Source organism: Roseateles sp. GW823-FHT07B05 (assembly GCF_058794515.1).
This window is the reverse complement of the sequence record NZ_JBXAGX010000007.1, coordinates 230,034-245,557: the sequence shown is the minus strand read 5'-3', so window position 1 is coordinate 245,557 and position 15,524 is coordinate 230,034. Positions and strand designations below refer to the sequence as shown.

At 70.7% G+C, this 15,524-nt stretch carries 13 protein-coding genes; 5 read left to right on the top strand and 8 right to left on the bottom strand.

Annotated features, from left to right (window positions below):
- Positions 1-14 precede the first annotated feature (14 nt).
- Genes AC1Q7O_RS16985 through AC1Q7O_RS16965 form a run of 5 tightly spaced genes read right to left on the bottom strand, consistent with a single transcriptional unit; the run spans position 15 to position 6,174 of the window.
- Complete coding sequence (locus AC1Q7O_RS16985) at positions 15-1,082, bottom strand: hypothetical protein (protein WP_492660946.1); 1,068 nt, start codon at positions 1,080-1,082, stop codon at positions 15-17.
- Positions 1,083-1,107: 25 nt separating this feature from the next.
- A complete protein-coding gene (locus AC1Q7O_RS16980) occupies positions 1,108-2,157 on the bottom strand; it encodes a hypothetical protein (protein WP_492660947.1) in 1,050 nt (349 codons plus the stop codon).
- A 53-nt stretch (positions 2,158-2,210) separates the two neighbouring features.
- The gene (locus AC1Q7O_RS16975) at positions 2,211-4,247 is read right to left on the bottom strand and encodes a transglutaminase TgpA family protein (RefSeq protein WP_492660948.1); all 2,037 of its coding nucleotides are present in this window, start codon (positions 4,245-4,247) and stop codon (positions 2,211-2,213) included.
- Entirely contained in the window at positions 4,244-5,224 is a 981-nt protein-coding gene (locus AC1Q7O_RS16970) for a DUF58 domain-containing protein (protein WP_492660949.1), read from the bottom strand. Before AC1Q7O_RS16970 ends, AC1Q7O_RS16975 begins: the two co-directional genes overlap by 4 nt.
- A 14-nt stretch (positions 5,225-5,238) precedes the next feature.
- Entirely contained in the window at positions 5,239-6,174 is a 936-nt protein-coding gene (locus AC1Q7O_RS16965; RefSeq protein ID WP_492660950.1) for an AAA family ATPase, read from the bottom strand.
- A 35-nt stretch (positions 6,175-6,209) separates the two neighbouring features.
- Here AC1Q7O_RS16965 and AC1Q7O_RS16960 point away from each other — a divergent pair, with 35 nt between their 5' ends.
- The 3 genes from AC1Q7O_RS16960 to AC1Q7O_RS16950 are packed head-to-tail and all read left to right on the top strand — an operon-like array spanning position 6,210 to position 10,401.
- Entirely contained in the window at positions 6,210-7,145 is a 936-nt protein-coding gene (locus tag AC1Q7O_RS16960) for a histone deacetylase family protein (RefSeq protein WP_492660951.1), read from the top strand.
- Positions 7,146-7,202: 57 nt separating this feature from the next.
- Positions 7,203-8,501, top strand: coding sequence for a mechanosensitive ion channel family protein (locus tag AC1Q7O_RS16955; RefSeq protein WP_492660952.1), 1,299 nt, complete (start codon positions 7,203-7,205; stop codon positions 8,499-8,501).
- Between the two features lie 19 nt (positions 8,502-8,520).
- Entirely contained in the window at positions 8,521-10,401 is a 1,881-nt protein-coding gene (locus AC1Q7O_RS16950; protein ID WP_492660953.1) for a DUF3857 domain-containing transglutaminase family protein, read from the top strand.
- Between the two features lie 9 nt (positions 10,402-10,410).
- Here AC1Q7O_RS16950 and ahr read toward each other — a convergent pair whose 3' ends face one another.
- Positions 10,411-11,424, bottom strand: coding sequence for an NADPH-dependent aldehyde reductase Ahr (ahr, locus tag AC1Q7O_RS16945; RefSeq protein ID WP_492660954.1), 1,014 nt, complete (start codon positions 11,422-11,424; stop codon positions 10,411-10,413).
- 73 nt (positions 11,425-11,497) lie between these two features.
- Positions 11,498-12,124: a chalcone isomerase family protein gene (locus AC1Q7O_RS16940; RefSeq protein WP_492660955.1), complete on the bottom strand. Its 627-nt coding sequence runs from the start codon at positions 12,122-12,124 to the stop codon at positions 11,498-11,500.
- Positions 12,125-12,387: 263 nt separating this feature from the next.
- Between AC1Q7O_RS16940 and AC1Q7O_RS16935 the strand changes: the two genes are divergently transcribed.
- Together AC1Q7O_RS16935 and AC1Q7O_RS16930 are read left to right on the top strand one after the other, a co-directional pair.
- Complete coding sequence (locus AC1Q7O_RS16935; RefSeq protein WP_492660956.1) at positions 12,388-13,398, top strand: SphA family protein; 1,011 nt, start codon at positions 12,388-12,390, stop codon at positions 13,396-13,398.
- 227 nt (positions 13,399-13,625) lie between these two features.
- Entirely contained in the window at positions 13,626-13,907 is a 282-nt protein-coding gene (locus tag AC1Q7O_RS16930) for a hypothetical protein (protein ID WP_492660957.1), read from the top strand.
- Positions 13,908-13,931: 24 nt separating this feature from the next.
- Here AC1Q7O_RS16930 and AC1Q7O_RS16925 read toward each other — a convergent pair whose 3' ends face one another.
- On the bottom strand, positions 13,932-15,470 hold the full coding sequence (locus tag AC1Q7O_RS16925) for a fumarate hydratase (RefSeq protein WP_492660958.1): 1,539 nt from the start codon (positions 15,468-15,470) through the stop codon (positions 13,932-13,934).
- Positions 15,471-15,524: the final 54 nt, after the last annotated feature.

The window sequence follows — 15,524 nt, the reverse complement described above, 5'->3', positions numbered from 1 at the left end:
GGGCATGGAACGCATCAGCGGATCTCGAACTGGAATTCCTGCTCGAACACGAAATCGCCTTCGCATTCGTAGCCGGCCAGCGCTCTCAGGGTGACGTCCCGGAAGAAGTTGGTGATGTCGTCGTCCTGCCGCCCATTGATGGCGACTTGATCCACGTCGACGGCTTCTACGACGCCGCCGCGCGTCCAGATGACCGCCTTGAGCCGCAGCATGCCTTTCCAGGCCAGTGGGTTGTCCAGCCGCGGCCTGACCACGCGGGGGCATCCGGGCACCTCGGCGGCGAACTGCGGCACCAGGCGGACCGCGGTGCGGCGTTGTTCGTCCGGCACGAAACGCATGCCGGCGGGCGGGCGCAGCGGCACCTTGCGTGGCGCGTCCCGCGTGGCCCTCACGTACTCGGCCAGGCGCGTCGTGGCGGTGTTGACCAGCGTCGGCATCAGCTCGCCCTCGGCCAGCGCACGGCGCAGGTCGGGCGCGGCATTGGGGCAGCGCGCCAGCCAGGCGCGCTTGGCGTCGTCGGGCCGGGGCTGGACGCCCGCGGCTTCCAGGGTGTCGATGGTGGCCGTGACGGAGGCCGCCTTGGTCTTGGCCAGGTGGGCCAGGCGGCGCAGGTAGGGCAGCATCTGCAGCTGGCGCTCCACCGTCAGGCTGCCCGGCTGGCAGGCCGGCAGCGTCATCGGCAGCGCGAAGCTGGCCAGCATCCATGCGGTCTCGCCGTCGGCGTCGGCGACGTCCATCGACAGCCTGACGCCGGGGTCGCTCAGCAAGGCCTCGACGATGAGCGCGTAGCTCTGGCCGGCCGCGAGCATCAGCGGCGTGCGGCCGCGTGAGTCCGCCTCGGTGAGGGAGAGGTGGCCGGGCGACGTACCGATGAGCGCCTTGATCTGCGCTGCGGCGTCGCGCTCGGCGTCCTCCGGAGAGCGCTTGGCGTCGGGTTTGTGCAGCAGCTGCCGCTGCTCCAGCCCCAGCGCGTCGATGATCTGCCGCGGCGTGCCGGCAGGCTGGGCCTGCACGGCGGTGCCCAGCATCAGGGCCAGTGCCAGCAGCGGCGCGGGGCGCGCGGCGCGTCGGGGTGGCGTCATCGCAGACATCGCGGGCATTGAGGCATCACTGGACGCGGAACACGAACTCTTGCTCAAAGACATGCTCGCCCTCGCACTGGTAGGCCGCCAGCGTGCGGATGAGCAGGCTGCGGAAATGGTCGATGACGATGGCGGGCGTGCCGGCGTCCGCCTGCACGGCGAGATCGACGGCTTCCACGATGCCGCCACGGGTGGCGATGCGGGCCAGCAGGCGCAGGCTGCCGGTCCAGTCGAGCGAGCCCGCCAGCGTGGGCGGCGCCATGCGGGGGCAGGTCATGTCCCCCACCGCCAGCACGCGCCCGGGCGCGGTGATGAACCGCATGTCCGGCGGCGGCCGCTGCGGCAGTGTCGCGAGGCCGCTGCGGTAGGCCTTGTTGAACGCCATCTGGCGTTGCAGCGCGTCGTTGACGAGCGGGCTCAGCAGGTCGCCGCCGCCCAGCGCCTGCCGCAGTTCGGGCGACGCGTTGGGGCAGCGGGCGAGCCAGGCCTGTCGGGCCGCGTCGGGCGCGCGCTCGGCCCCGGCGTCTTCCAGCGCCTGCTGGATGCGGGCGATGGGCGACTTCCTGTCTGCGATCAGCTGGGACATGCGCCTCAGGTAGGGCGTCAGCAGCGCGTGCCGCTCCAGCGTCAGCAGGCCGGGCTGGCAGGCCATCAGCGTCATCGACGGGGCGGTGCTGGCGATCATCCAGGCGGTCTCGCCGGCCGCGTTGCGGGCGTTGATGCGCAGCCGCGCGACGGGGTCGGCCAGCAGCGCCTCGACGACCGCCGCATAGCCGCCGCTGACGGCCAGCATCAGCGGCGTGCGGCCCTGCGCGTCGGTGGCTACCAGTGCGTCGTCGCCGACCGAGCGGCGGGCGAGGGCTGTGATCTGCGCCGCCACCGCCGCCTCGGCGCCTTCGGGCGTCAGGCCGGTGCGGCGGTCTTCCAGTGCCTGGCGGACCTGCACGCCCAGCCGGTCGATGAGCTGCGTGGGCGTGGCGGGCGCCGTGGCCTGGCCCCAGGCCGGCGCAGCGCCCGCCGTGAACAGCAGGGCGAGGGCGGCGAGCGGGCGGGTCAGGCGACGGGACTGGGGCATCGTCAACGGTGGCAGCGGCGTGGCAGGCGCGCAGTGTCACCGAAGTCGTGCCGTTACCCGCCCCGGGTTCTCAGCATGCGCGCGGCGATGCGCAGCTCGGCCCAGTCCGGTGCCGAGGCGTCCGCCGCGTAGCGCGAGCGTTCCAGCTTCTCCAGCCATTGCGCCGCGGGTTCGCCGCGCTGGCCGTGCTGGTGGCGCAGCGCACGCGCCCAGGCGGCGGGGCTTTCGTGCGGCGGCAGCGCCACGCCGGCGCGGGCCAGCAGCGCGGTGATGCGCGCGCGCTGGCGGCTCCAGGCGTCGTGCGGACGGCTGCTCCAGCGCAGCCAGGCCATGGCCGCCAGCGTGAACGCGAGGATGACGCCGGCCAGCGCCTGGCCCAGCCCGGTCCAGTCGGGGCGCTCGAAGCCCAGCTTCTTCAGCAGGTCGAACTGGTTCTGGCGCGAGTAGTTCAGCACCAGTTGCTGCCAGCGGTTGTTCACCGTCTCCCAGCCGTTGCGCAGCGCGCGCCACAGGTCCGGGTTGAGCTGGCCCAGCACGTTGTAGGCGCCCGGCTGCGGCTGCAGGGCCAGGCCTTGCGTGACGCGGTTGGGCGCGACGGCGGCGGTGGGGTCGCTGCGCAGCCAGCCCCGGCCCTCCACCCAGAACTCGGCCCAGGCGTGCGCGTTGGCGTTGCGCACGACGAGGTAGCCGTCCTGCGGCTCGGCGTCCCAGCCCTGGAAGCCGGTGACGATGCGCGCCGGCACGCCCATCGCACGCATCAGCACGACGAAGGCGGATGCGAAGTGCTCGCAGAAGCCCAGCCGGCGGTCCAGCCAGAACTCGTCGATGACGTGCGGCGTTTCCTGGCCGTAGCGGCCGGGGGACAGCGTGTAGGTGAAGTCTTCCTGGCGGACGTGCGCCAGCAGCGCGGCGGCCAGCGCCTCGGCGCGCGGGCCGGGTTCCAGGCCGGCAAAGCGCGGCTGGGCGGCCAGCTCGCGCGCCCAGGCCAGGCTGCGCGGGTTGCCGGCGGGCAGGTCGGTCAACGTGGCCTGCTGCAGGCGGTTGAGCTTGAGGCCGGCGCGCCAGTCCAGCTGGGCCGTGGCGTTCAGCCGCAGCCGCTCGGTGATGGGGCGGGGCGCCACCCACTGCAGCTCGGGCCCGCGGGTCAGCGTCAGGTCGGGCAGCGGCAGCTCGGTGCCGGGGCCGCCGGGCGCCATCTCCAGCAGCGGCAGCACGGGGATGCGCAGCGGCTCCATCGTCACCTCGTAGCGCAGCAGCGGGCCGTCTGCGGCCAGGTCGTCGCGGCTGCGCAGCCAGCCCTGGCTCGCGCGTGCGTCGGGGGCGCGCCAGGTCTTGCCGTCGAAGCGGGTCAGCACCGGGCCGCGGAAGTAACGCTGGTCGGGCGGCGGCGCGGCGCCGTCGAACTTCAGCCGCATCGCGATGCCGTCGTCATTGGCGATCTCACTCATCGCGCCGAAGTCCAGCTGGTTGGACAGCCCGGTCTTGCCGATGCTCTCGGTGGGCACACCCCACAGCGGCGCGATGCGCGGGAACAGCACGAACAGCAGCACCATGACGGGCAGGCCCAGCGCCGTGGTGCCGGCCGCGCGGCGCGCCGCGATGGCGATGCTGGGCACGCCCGTGGGCATCTGCGCCAGCACGACGGCCGCCAGCAGCCCCCACAGCGACAGCAGCGCGCCCGCGGCCGTCAGCAGCGACTGGGAGTACAGGAACTGTGTCAGCACCAGGAAGAAGCCGAGGAAGAACACGACGAAGGCGTCGCGGCGCGCGCGCAGCTCCAGCGTCTTCAGCGCCATCAGCACGGTCAGCAGCGTGATGCCGGCCTCGCGGCCCACCAGCGTGCGGAAGGTCAGCCAGGTCAGCGCCGCATAGAGGGCGGCGATGCCCACCAGCCACCAGCGGCTGGGCAGCGGTCGCTGGCGCCACGCGATCTGTGCGCGCCACAGCAGCACCAGGCCGGTCAGCCCCGTGGCCCACGGGGGCAGGTGGCTGGCGTGCGGCGCCATGACGGCGGTGATGACGCCGAGCAGGAACAGGCTGTCGCGCGTGTCGCGGGGCAGGCGCCCCCACCAGGCCTGGAGGGCGCTCATGCGCCGAACCCCGCCAACAGCTGCAGGCAGGCCACGCGGTGCGTCGCGCCGAGCGACGGCGCCAGCTCGCGGCCGGCAATGCGCAGGCCGTAGGGCTGGTCCAGCCGCTCGGCGGCGAGTACCCAGGCGGCCAGGCGGGACAGCCGGGCTTCGATGTCGCGGCCGGCTGTGTCGCGCCAGTCCAGCCACAGGTCACGGGCCAGCGGCGCCTCGGTCTCGCGCACCCACAGCGGCAGGCCCTGGTCCAGCGCCAGCGCGGACTTGCGCCACAGGATCTGCTTCATCGAGTCGCCGCGGCGGTAGCTGCGCACGCCGGAGAAGTCGGTGCCGCTGGCCGACTGGTGCGTGGATGCCGCCTCGCCCGCGCCGGCCTCGGCCTGGGTGGGGAAGGGCGCCAGCACAGCCTCGGCACGCGGGTACACCCAGACCTGGCTGGCGGGCCGCCAGTAGCTCCAGGCGCGGAAGAACCCCAGCGGGAAGCGCGTGGCGATGACGAGACGCGGCAGCGCGCGCAGGCCGCGCTGCGGGGCCGGCAGGCGCAGCTTCAGCACCGCGTGGCCCAGCGCCGGCACGTCCACCCACGCGGGCTCGGTCAGGCCGGTGTCCAGCTGCGCGCTGACGGCGATGCCGAAGCGGGCCTTGGCCGGGTTGTGCAGCCGCAGCTCCAGCGCGTACTCGTCACCGGCGTGCACACCGTCGGGCGCGCGCAGGTCCATCTGCAGGCCGCGCAGGTTGGCGTGCGTCGTGTGCATGGACGCGAGGCCCGCGCCGGTCAGCGCGAACGTCAGCGCATAGCCCAGGCTCAGCTGCTCGTTGATGGACGCCAGCAGCAGCACGGCCAGCGTGCCGCAGAAGGCCAGGCCGGCCAGCGTCGGCACGATGTAGACATTGCGCTGGGTGGTGATGTGCGTGTCGGCCTGGGGCTGGCGGGCCTGCCACCAGGCTTGCCAGCGGTTGCGCATCGTGCGGGCGAGCATCGCGGGCCAGGAGGTCAGGGCAGGGGGATGGCTTCCACCATCGCCCGCACCTGTTCCCTCGCACCGCGCCCGGCTCCGGCGCGCGGCTGCAGCCGGTGCGCGATGGTCTGCGGCAGGATGGCCTGGATGTCGTCGGGCGACACGTAGTCGCGCCCCTGCAGCAGCGCCCGCGCACGGGAGGCGCGCAGCACGGCCAGGCCGGCGCGCGGCGACAGGCCCTCGACGAACCACTGGCCCGAGCGCGTCGCGGCGATCAGCGCCTGCAGGTAGTCGATCAGCGGTGGCGCCGCATGGATCTGCTGCACGGCGGCCTGCGCCTGGATCAGCTCCTGCGGCGTCATCAGTGCTTTCAGCGTCTTCAGCTGCTCGCGGCTGTCGCCGCCCATCAGCAGCTCGCGCTCGGCGCCGGCGTCGGGGTAGCCCAGCGAGATGCACATCAGGAAGCGGTCCAGCTGCGACTCCGGCAGCGGGAAGGTGCCCAGCTGCTCGCTGGGGTTCTGCGTTGCGATGACGAAGAACGGTTGCGGCAGCGGGTGGCTCACGCCCTCGATGCTGACCTGGTGCTCCTCCATCGCCTCCAGCAGCGCGCTCTGCGTCTTGGGGCCGGCGCGGTTGATCTCGTCGGCCAGCAGCACCTGCGCGAACACCGGGCCGGGGTGGAAGGCGAAGCCATTCTTCTCGCGCTCGTAGACGCTGACGCCCAGCAGATCGCTGGGCAGCAGGTCGGCCGTGAACTGCAGCCGCGAGAACTTCAGCCCCAGCGAGATGGCCAGCGCGTGGGCCAGCGTCGTCTTGCCGACGCCGGGCAGGTCTTCGATGAGCAGGTGGCCGCCGGCCATCAGGCAGGCCAGGGAATCGGCGATCTGCGCGGGTTTGCCCTTGATGACCGTGCTAATCTGGTTTTGCAGGGCCTGCAGTTGGCCTGCCAGTGTTCGTGATGGCGTCGTCATGGACCGGACCATATCAAGAGACAGACGGCCCTTCCATGCCCACCGCCTACTTCAATCCCCCCGAGTGCCGCCGTCACGACATGGGCGACGGCCACCCCGAATGCCCGGCGCGGCTGGCCGCCATCGACGACTGGCTGATCGCCTCGGGCGTGGACCAGGCGCTGGAGCACTTCGATGCTGGCCCCGTCGACCTGAAGGCCGTGGAGCGCGCCCACACGCATGGCTACGTGGCCGAGATCGGCGAGCTGCTGCGCGGCTGTGCCGAGCGCGGCGAGCGCTGCGCGGTGGACCCCGACACCTCCGCCAACGCCCACACCTGGGCGGCGGTGCAGATGGCCGCCGGCGCCGCCGTGCGGGCCACCGACCTCGTCATCGACGGCCGGGCCGACAACGCCTTCTGCGCCGTGCGCCCGCCGGGCCACCACGCCACGCGTGACCAGAGCATGGGCTTTTGCTTCTTCAACAACGTGGCCATCGCGGCGCGGCATGCGCTGGACGAGCGCGGCCTGCAGCGCGTGGCCATCGTGGACTTCGACGTCCACCACGGCAACGGCACCGAGGACATCATCGCGGGCGATGACCGCGTGCTGATGGTCAGCCTGTTCCAGCACCCGCTGTACCCGTACAGCGGCGCCGTGCCCAAGGGCACCAACATGGTCAACGTGCCGCTGCCAGCGTACACGCGCGGCGGCGAGGTGCGCGAGATCGTCGAGGCCATGTGGCTGCCGGCGCTGGAGCGCTTCAAGCCGCAGATGATCTTCATCTCCGCCGGCTTCGACGCACACCGCGAGGACGACCTCGGCCAGCTGGGCCTCGTGGAGGCGGACTACGAGTGGATCACGCTCAAGCTCAAGGACGTGGCTGCGCGCCACGCCAAGGGGCGCATCGTGTCGGTGCTGGAGGGCGGCTACCACCTCGGCGCGCTGGCGCGCAGCGTGGGCGTGCACCTGCGGGTGCTGGCCGATATCTGACCTTCTTTCCCGACCTTCGGGGCCGCGCCGTGCGGCCCGCGTCCTGACATGAATTCAATGCATCAACCGCTGAGCCTGAACGAACTGCAGGCCTTGCTGGGCCGTGTGTTCAGCGCCGACGCGCTGGCCGAATGGCTGCTGCTGCTGGGCTGCCTGGCGGTGGCCGGGCTGTTCAGCTGGGCCGCCTCGCGCGCCGCCACCCGGCGCGAGCACAGCGTGCTGTTCGGCGAGCGCGTCATCGACGGCGCGCTGTTCCCGCTACTGGCGCTGGCGCTGGCCTTCGGCTCGCGCCGGCTCCTGCCGCTGTGGGGGCTGGCGCCGGCGCTGTTCAAGCTGGCGCTGCCGGTGCTGGTGTCGCTGGCGGTCATCCGCGTCATCGCCCGCGTGCTGCGCGCGGCCTGGCCCGGCTCGGCGCCCATCCGTCTCGTGGAGCGCATCGGCTCCTGGCTGATGTGGCTGGGCGCGGTGCTGTGGATCACCGGCCTGCTGCCGGTCATCCTGGACGAGCTGGACGACATCGGCTGGAAGTTTGGCAGCGTCAAGCTGACGCTGCGCAACATGATCGAAGGCGGCCTGACGGCCGCGCTGGTGCTGGTGGCGGCGTTGTGGATCTCGGCGGCCATCGAGTCGCGGCTGCTGCAGCGCGAGTCCATGGACCTGTCCATGCGCAAGATCGCGGCGAACACCATCCGCGCGCTGCTGCTGTTCGTCGGCCTCCTGTTCGCGCTGTCGGCCGCCGGCATCGACCTGACGGCGCTGGGTGTGCTGGGCGGCGCCCTGGGCGTGGGCATCGGCTTCGGCCTGCAGAAGCTGGCGGCCAACTACGTCAGCGGCTTCGTCATCCTGGCCGAGCGGTCGCTGCGCATCGGCGACATGGTGAAGGTGGACGGCTTCGAGGGCCGCGTGACCGACATCAAGACGCGCTACACGGTGATCCGGTCGCTGGGCGGCAAGGAAGCCATCGTGCCCAACGAGATGCTGATCACGCAGCGCGTCGAGAACTCGTCGCTGGCCGACCCGCGGGTGCTGCTGTCCACGACGGTGCAGGTGGACTACGACTGCGACGTCGACGACGTGATGCGCACGCTGGCCGCCGCCATCACCGAGGTGCCGCGCGTGCTGAGCGACCCGGGGCCGTCGGTTCAGCTGAGCCGGTTTGCCGACAGCGGGCTGGAGCTCAGCGTCTTCTTCTGGATCATGGACCCCGAGAACGGCAGCGGCGGCGTGCGCTCGGAAGTGAACCTCGCCATCTGGCGCACGCTGAAGCAGCTGGGCGTGGACATTCCCTACCCGCAGCAGGTGCAGCGGCAGCCCAAGGGGGCTGCGGGTGTGGAGAATGCGCCGGCCAAGCAATAACGAAGACCAGGGAGGTCTGATGAAGCAATGGATCGTGAGTGCCGGGGCGGGTGTTGCCCTGGCGGCAGTGGGTGGCGCGCCGGCGCTGGCGGCCGAGCCGCCTCGCGAGGCGATGGACCTGGCGGCGCGCGTGGAGCTGCATACCGAGCAGCACGTGGTGGCGGAGGACGGCAGCGAGGTCGGCACCTACCGCAGCGTGACGCGCGTGCTGAAGGCGGAAGCGCTGGAGGGGCTGCGTCAGCGCACGATCAGCCATAGCGCGAGCGCGCAGAAGCTGGAGATCATCGACGCCTTCACACGCAAGGCCGACGGCCGCCGCATCAAGGTGCCCAAGAGCAACTACCAGCTCCGCACGGCCTCGGGCAAGCAGGGGGCGGCCGCACTGTTCTCGGACTGGAACCAGACGACGCTGGTGTTCCCCGACGTGCAGGCGGGCGACGCCGTGGAGCTGAGCTACCGCATCGTCACACGCCAGCCGCTGTTCCCCGGCAAGTTCTCGAGCGAGGAGAGCTACAGCCGGCAGTACGCGTTCGACCGCGTCAGCATCAGCTACGACGTGCCTGCCGCCATGGCCCTGAAGCATGAGAGCCGGCAGATGGAATTCAGCCACAAGGTCGTCGGCAAGCGGCAGTTGCTGAGCTGGACGCTGAGCAACCCGAAGCCGGTCATCAGCGACCGCACCGACTACACGGTCTACGACCCGAGTGCCGATCCGGGCTACGCGGTGTCGAGCTTCGACAGCCAGCGCGAGATTGCACAGCGCTACGTCGAGCGCGCGACGCCGAAGGCGGCCGTCACGCCGCGCATCCAGGCGCTGGCGGACCAGATCACGCAGGGCATCACCGAGCCGCGCGCGCAGACGCAGGCGCTGTACGACTGGGTGGCGCGCGAGATCAGCTATGCGGGCAACTGCGTCGGCATCGGCGCCGTCGTGCCGCGTGACCTGCCGGTCGTGCTCGACAACCGCATGGGCGATTGCAAGGACCACGCGACGCTGTTGCAGGCGCTGTTGCAGGCCAAGGGCATTGCCAGCGAGCAGGTGCTGGTCAACGCGGGCTCCATGTTCACGCTTCCTGCGGTGCCAGTCGTCAGCATGGTGAACCACGTCATCAACTACGTGCCGTTGCTGGGCCTTTTTCTCGACTCCACCGACCCCGAAGCGCTGTTCGGCGACCTGCCGCTGATGGTGCAGGACAAGCCGGTGCTGGCCGCCGTGGACGGTGTGCCGGCCCGCACGCCGAAGGAGAACGGCCGCTCCAGCCAGCAGGTGAAGGCGACGTACCGCATCGGCGCCGACGGCAGCTTCCAGGGCGATTTCGCAGTGCAGGCGCAGGGGCGTTTCGGCCAGCAGTTGCGCGTTGGGCTCAAGAGCCTGAGCAAGGACCAGCTGGAGACGGCTGTGAAGCAGCATTTCGAACGCTCCCGCATCCCCGCGGACGGCAAGCTGCTGAAGACGTCGGACCTGCAGCAGCGCACCGACGCGTTCAGCTATGAGGCCAGCTTCAAGACTCAGCCGCTGATCCGTCTCGGCGCCGCCGGCGCGTTTGGCATCGGCCCCATCCTGTTCAGCGCCGCGCCCGTGCCGGCCTTCGCCCAGTACGCCGTGAAGCGGGCCGAAGACCACCCGACGCTGTGCTTCTCGTCGCACAGCGAGGAGGAGTACGAGATCACACTGCCCGACAACATGCAGGTGCTGTCGGTGCCGGAGGGCATCGCCGTCAACAGCGCGCTGGTCAGCTACGAGAGCAGCTACAAGCTCGAAGGCCGCGTGCTGCGCGTGAAGCGCAGCGTCACGGACCGCATGCCGGGCAATGTCTGCACTGCCGAGGTCAACGCGGCCTACCGCGAGGCCATGCAGCCGCTGCTGAACGACCTGCGCCAGCAGGTGCTCTACAAGTAGGTCGCCGGTTCAGAAATCCGCGTCCAGCACGACGCGGTAGCGCGCCTTGCCGCTGCGCAGGTGATCCAGTGCGTCGTTGACGCGGCTCATCGGGAAGCGCTCCACCTGCGGCAGGATCTGGTGCCGCGCCGAGAACTCCAGCATCGTCGCCAGCACCGACGGTGGCGGCGTGGGCGAGGCCGACAGGCCCTTCTGCCAGCTCAGCAGGCCGCCGCTCTTGACGCTCAGCGCGTCGGTCACGACGCCCACCAGGTGCATGCGGCCCTTGGGCGCCAGCGTGCCGATCAGCGCGTCCCAGTTCAGCGCGGCGCCCACTGTGATGAGCAGGAAGTCCAGGCTGCCGGCCGCGGCCTTCAGCTCGGCCTTGTCGACGCTGGACACTGTCTTGTGCGCACCGAGCGCGAGCGCCTCGTCGCGCTTGGACGGCGACGACGTGAACGCCGTCACCTCGCAGCCCCAGGCGCGCGCGAACTTGACGGCCAGGTGGCCCAGCCCGCCGATGCCGACGACGCCGACGCGGTCGGTCGGCTTGATGGCGTGCAGCACGAACGGCAGGAACACCGTGCCGCCGCCGCACATCAACGGGCCGGCGGCGGCCGGGTCCAGCGCGTCGGGCAGCGGGATGGCCCAGGCCCAGTGCGCGCGCAGCCGGTCGGCAAAGCCGCCGTGCCGGCCGATCAGCGTCGGCTGGCGCTTGCCGCACAGGTGCTGCTCGCCGCCGATGCAGAAGCCGCAGTGCATGCAGCTGCCGGTGTGCCAGCCCACGCCGACGCGCTGGCCCAGCTGCCGGCCCTTGGCACGCGGGCCCAGGGCGGTGATGCGGCCGACCACCTCGTGGCCCGGCACGACAGGGTAGCTGGCCGGGAACCACTCGCTGTCGATCATCGCGAGGTCGGAGTGGCAGACACCGCAGTGCTCCACGGTGATCTCGACGTCCTCGTCGCCCAGCGGGCCGGGGTCGAAGTCGAAACGCTGCAGCGGGCCGCCGGCGGTGTGGGCGGCGTAGGCGCGGAAAGAGGACATGGGCGAGCTCCTGGAACGGGCCGACGTCGGCCGTCTCGCCCCCATTGTGGGGCGGCGCCAGGTGCTCGGCCGGTCAGCGTGCGTCGCCGCCGGTCAGGCCCAGCAGGCCTTCGCGCGTCGTGTCGCGCACCTTGGGGCCGATCCAGACCTTCATCATCATCGGGAAGAAGGCCTCGCCCTGGATGGTCTCGCCGATCTTCTGGCCGTTCAGCGTGAACTCGGTGCCGGCCGTGGCGGGCAGGTAGTCGATGACGACCTTGTCGCCCTTGTTGATGCGGGGAATGGTGCTGAATACCGTGCCGAGCTGCGCCGTCGAGATGATGTTGGCGCGGAATTCCTCGGTGCTGACGTTCTGGCGGATGCGGTCCAGCAGCGCGTTGGACAGGTCGCGCGCGCTGACGGTGCGCACCATGTAGAACTGGATGCGCTTGGCGCCCTTGACCGTGGTCGCGGCCTCGGTCGTCTTCTGCTTGCTGGGCAGATAGAAGGCCACGATGGACGAGCGCGTGGACAGGATGCTGGAAGACGCCACGCCGTTGAGCACCAGGTTCTGGCCGCCGACCGTGGCGGTGTCCGGGAAGCTGTAGCCATCCAGTTGCACGTCGGAAGCGGCCGCGATGCCGGCGTGCAGCGCCAGCGCGGACAGGGCCGTGCCGGCCAGCAGCAGGCGGCGGGAGAGGCGGGGGAACGAGTGCGGCATGGTCATCCTTCTTGCTTGGGTGATGCGCGGCGAGCTTGTGGAATGACGAGCGATCGCCGGGTCGTCTCGGGGCGGCAGTGTCTCCCGTCAGGCTGCTTCAGGCATGCGCCCTCGGACGCGAAATCGGAAGTAGTTCAGGGTTTACCCGATTTTGTGAACGGTCGTGCGGAAATGGCAGGCATGCCCGCTGGCAATATGCCGGCCACTGTCGCCCGGGGCCTGCTCCACCGGCGCCGACGCCTGCATTCACCACGAAAGAACCCATGAACAAGCGCATTTCCGCGATGCTGGCCGCCGTGGCCTGCCTGTCTGCCGGCGGGGCCTCGGCCACCGAGAACGGCCAGCTCCGCGCCCTGCTGGGCGCGCCGAGCTACGAGCTGACGACGCCACAGTTTCCGGGCGCCTACGGCCAGATCTGGCTGCAGCACTACAGCGCCAACAAGCTGCGCGGCAACGACGGCAAGGCCCCGGTGACGGACACGACCACGCCGCTGGGCACGCTGCCGGTGCGCGCCGACGGCGAGATCGAGGCCACCGTGCTGGTGCCGCGTTTCACCTACATCACCGAGACGCTGGTGCAGGAAGGTCGCCTGGGCTTCTCCGCCACGCTGCCGCTGGTGCACCAGCGCAATGACGTGACGCTGAGCACCACGCTGCCGGCCGGCCTGCCCGCCGGCACGGTGGCGGCGGTCAACGGCCTGCTGGCCCAGGGCTCGGCCCAGCGCAGCGGCAGCAAGAGCGGCCAGGGCGACCTGGACGTCACCGCTTTCGTCGACTGGCAGGGTGACGACGGCCGCACGGCGCTGGGCGTCAGCGTCGTGGCGCCGACGGGCAGCTATGTCGCCGGCCGCGCGGTCAACCCCGGTGCCGGCAAGTTCTGGACGGTGCGCCCGCTGCTGATCGCCTCGCGCGTGTGGGACAACGGCCTGGAACTGGGCCTGCGCGCCACCTACTCGGTCAACACCCGCAACTCCGACACCCAGGTCCGTTCGGGCCAGTACCTGCATGCCGACTGGGCCGGCATGTACCGCATCGACGACAGCTGGCGCGCCGGCCTGCAGGGCTACGTGGTGCGCCAGTTCACCGGCGACGACGGCCCGGGCGTAGCCAGCCACGGCAACAAGGCCCGTGTTTATTCCATCGGCCCGATGGTGGCCTACCAGTCGGAAAGCGGTGTCTGGGCGCTGGACGTCAAGGTCATGCAGGAATTCGGCGTGCGCAACCGCCCGCAGGGTCAACTGGCCTGGGTGCGCCTGAACCTGCGCCTGGACTGATCGCCAGGGAGGCCGCTCGGGAGAGGGGCCTCCCGGCACTCCCGGCGCGACCCAGCGCCGCCAGTTCCGCCCCCGTGCCTGTCAGGCGGCGCGATGTATCCGGCGGAGGGCGCGGATGCCGTCGAGGGCATGGGCACTCGCGTGAAGGATTGTGGAGCCGTTGCCTACATTGGCTCCACAGTTGGCGCGCAGCATGCGAGCCTTGTCCACGCCAAGGAGGAACTCCGATGAAACGCCTGATGCTCGGCAGCGTGCTGCTCGCTGTGACCGCAGCTTTCGCCCAGCCGCCCGAGGGGCCGCCGCCCCGTGGCGAGCGACGAGGCCCGCCGCCCGAGGCGCTGGCGGCCTGCAAGACGGCCAAGGCCGGGGCCGACTGCAGCTTCACGCAGGGCGAGCGCAGCACCACGGGCAGCTGCTGGGCGCCGGAAGGCAAGCCGCTGGCCTGCCGACCCAAGGACACGCCGCCCCCGCCGGCGGGCGGCGCCTCGGCACCGCCGCCGCGGCGCTGAACAGCGGCGAGCGGCGTTGCCTGATCAGCCGGCCGTGACCGGGATGGCGATGCCCTTGCCGGTGGCGATGCGCTCTTTCCACTCCGCCGGGCCGGTGATGTGGGCACTGGTGCCGGTCGCGTCCACCGCCACGGTGACGGGCATGTCCACCACGTCGAACTCGTAGATGGCTTCCATGCCCAGGTCCTCGAAGCCGACGACCTTGGCGCCCTTGATCGCCTTGCTGACGAGGTAGGCGGAGCCGCCGACAGCCATCAGGTAGGCGCTCTTGTGGTTCTTGATCGACTCGATGGCTACCGGGCCGCGCTCGGCCTTGCCCACCATCGCGATGAGGCCGGTCTTGGCCAGCATCATGTCGGTGAACTTGTCCATGCGGGTCGCCGTCGTCGGGCCGGCCGGGCCCACCACTTCATCGCGGACCGGGTCCACGGGGCCGACGTAGTAGATGACGCGGTTGGTGAAGTCCACGGGCAGTTGCTCGCCCTTGGCCAGCATGTCCTGGATGCGCTTGTGCGCGGCGTCGCGGCCGGTCAGCATCTTGCCGTTTAGCAGCAGCGTGTCGCCGGGCTTCCAGCTGGCCACCTCGGCCGGCGTCAGCGCGTTGAGGTCGACGCGCTTGCTCTTGTTGTAGTCGGGCGCCCAGTTCACGTCGGGCCACAGGTCCAGGCTGGGCGGCTCGATGTAGCTGGGGCCGCTGCCGTCCAGCACGAAGTGCGCGTGGCGGGTGGCCGCGCAGTTCGGGATCATCGCGATGGGCTTGCTGGCGGCGTGCGTCGGGAAGGTCTTGATCTTCACGTCGAGAACCGTCGTCAGGCCACCCAGGCCTTGGGCGCCGATGCCTAAAGCGTTGACCTTCTGGTACAGCTCGATGCGCATCTCTTCGAGCTTGTTGGTCGGTCCGCGCTGCAGCAGCTCGTACATGTCGATGTCTTCCATCAGCGCCTGCTTGGCCAGCAGCGCGGCCTTCTCGGCCGTGCCGCCGACGCCGATGCCCAGCATGCCGGGCGGGCACCAGCCGGCGCCCATCGTCGGCACGGTCTTCAGCACCCAGTCGACGATGTCGTCACTGGGGTTGAGCATGTAGACCTTGCTCTTGTTCTCGCTGCCGCCGCCCTTGGCCGCGACGATGACGTCCACCGTGTTGCCGGGAACGACCTCCATCTGCACGACGGCGGGCGTGTTGTCCTTGGTGTTCTTGCGGGCAAAGATGGGGTCGTCCAGCACCGACGCGCGCAGCTTGTTGTCGGGGTTGAGGTAACCCTGGCGCACGCCTTCGTTGATGGCGTCTTCGATGCTGCCGCTGAAGCCTTCCCAGCGCACGTCCATGCCGATCTTCAGGAACACGTTGACGATGCCGGTGTCCTGGCAGATCGGGCGGCGCCCTTCCGCGCACATGCGGCTGTTGGTCAGGATCTGCGCGATGGCGTCCTTGGCCGCCGGGCTCTGCTCGCTCTCGTAGGCGCGGGCCAGGTGGGCGATGTAGTCGGCCGGGTGGTAGTAGCTGATGTACTGCAGCGCCGCGGCGATGCTGTCGATGAGGTCTTGCTGGCGGATCGTGGTCATGGCGAACCTGAGAGGCGAAAGGGTTGCGCGAATTATCGGCGGCCCTGCCGGCCG

Excerpts from the sequence above, each read along its gene's own strand:
- AC1Q7O_RS16985 (WP_492660946.1), bottom strand. The coding sequence starts at position 1,082 with ATGACGCCACCCCGACGCGCCGCGCGCCCCGCGCCGCTGCTGGCACTG.
- AC1Q7O_RS16980 (WP_492660947.1), bottom strand. The coding sequence starts at position 2,157 with ATGCCCCAGTCCCGTCGCCTGACCCGCCCGCTCGCCGCCCTCGCCCTG.
- AC1Q7O_RS16975 (WP_492660948.1), bottom strand. The coding sequence starts at position 4,247 with ATGAGCGCCCTCCAGGCCTGGTGGGGGCGCCTGCCCCGCGACACGCGC.
- AC1Q7O_RS16970 (WP_492660949.1), bottom strand. The coding sequence starts at position 5,224 with ATGCTCGCCCGCACGATGCGCAACCGCTGGCAAGCCTGGTGGCAGGCC.
- AC1Q7O_RS16965 (WP_492660950.1), bottom strand. The coding sequence starts at position 6,174 with ATGACGACGCCATCACGAACACTGGCAGGCCAACTGCAGGCCCTGCAA.
- AC1Q7O_RS16960 (WP_492660951.1), top strand. The coding sequence starts at position 6,210 with ATGCCCACCGCCTACTTCAATCCCCCCGAGTGCCGCCGTCACGACATG.
- AC1Q7O_RS16955 (WP_492660952.1), top strand. The coding sequence starts at position 7,203 with ATGCATCAACCGCTGAGCCTGAACGAACTGCAGGCCTTGCTGGGCCGT.
- AC1Q7O_RS16950 (WP_492660953.1), top strand. The coding sequence starts at position 8,521 with ATGAAGCAATGGATCGTGAGTGCCGGGGCGGGTGTTGCCCTGGCGGCA.
- ahr (WP_492660954.1), bottom strand. The coding sequence starts at position 11,424 with ATGTCCTCTTTCCGCGCCTACGCCGCCCACACCGCCGGCGGCCCGCTG.
- AC1Q7O_RS16940 (WP_492660955.1), bottom strand. The coding sequence starts at position 12,124 with ATGCCGCACTCGTTCCCCCGCCTCTCCCGCCGCCTGCTGCTGGCCGGC.
- AC1Q7O_RS16935 (WP_492660956.1), top strand. The coding sequence starts at position 12,388 with ATGAACAAGCGCATTTCCGCGATGCTGGCCGCCGTGGCCTGCCTGTCT.
- AC1Q7O_RS16930 (WP_492660957.1), top strand. The coding sequence starts at position 13,626 with ATGAAACGCCTGATGCTCGGCAGCGTGCTGCTCGCTGTGACCGCAGCT.
- AC1Q7O_RS16925 (WP_492660958.1), bottom strand. The coding sequence starts at position 15,470 with ATGACCACGATCCGCCAGCAAGACCTCATCGACAGCATCGCCGCGGCG.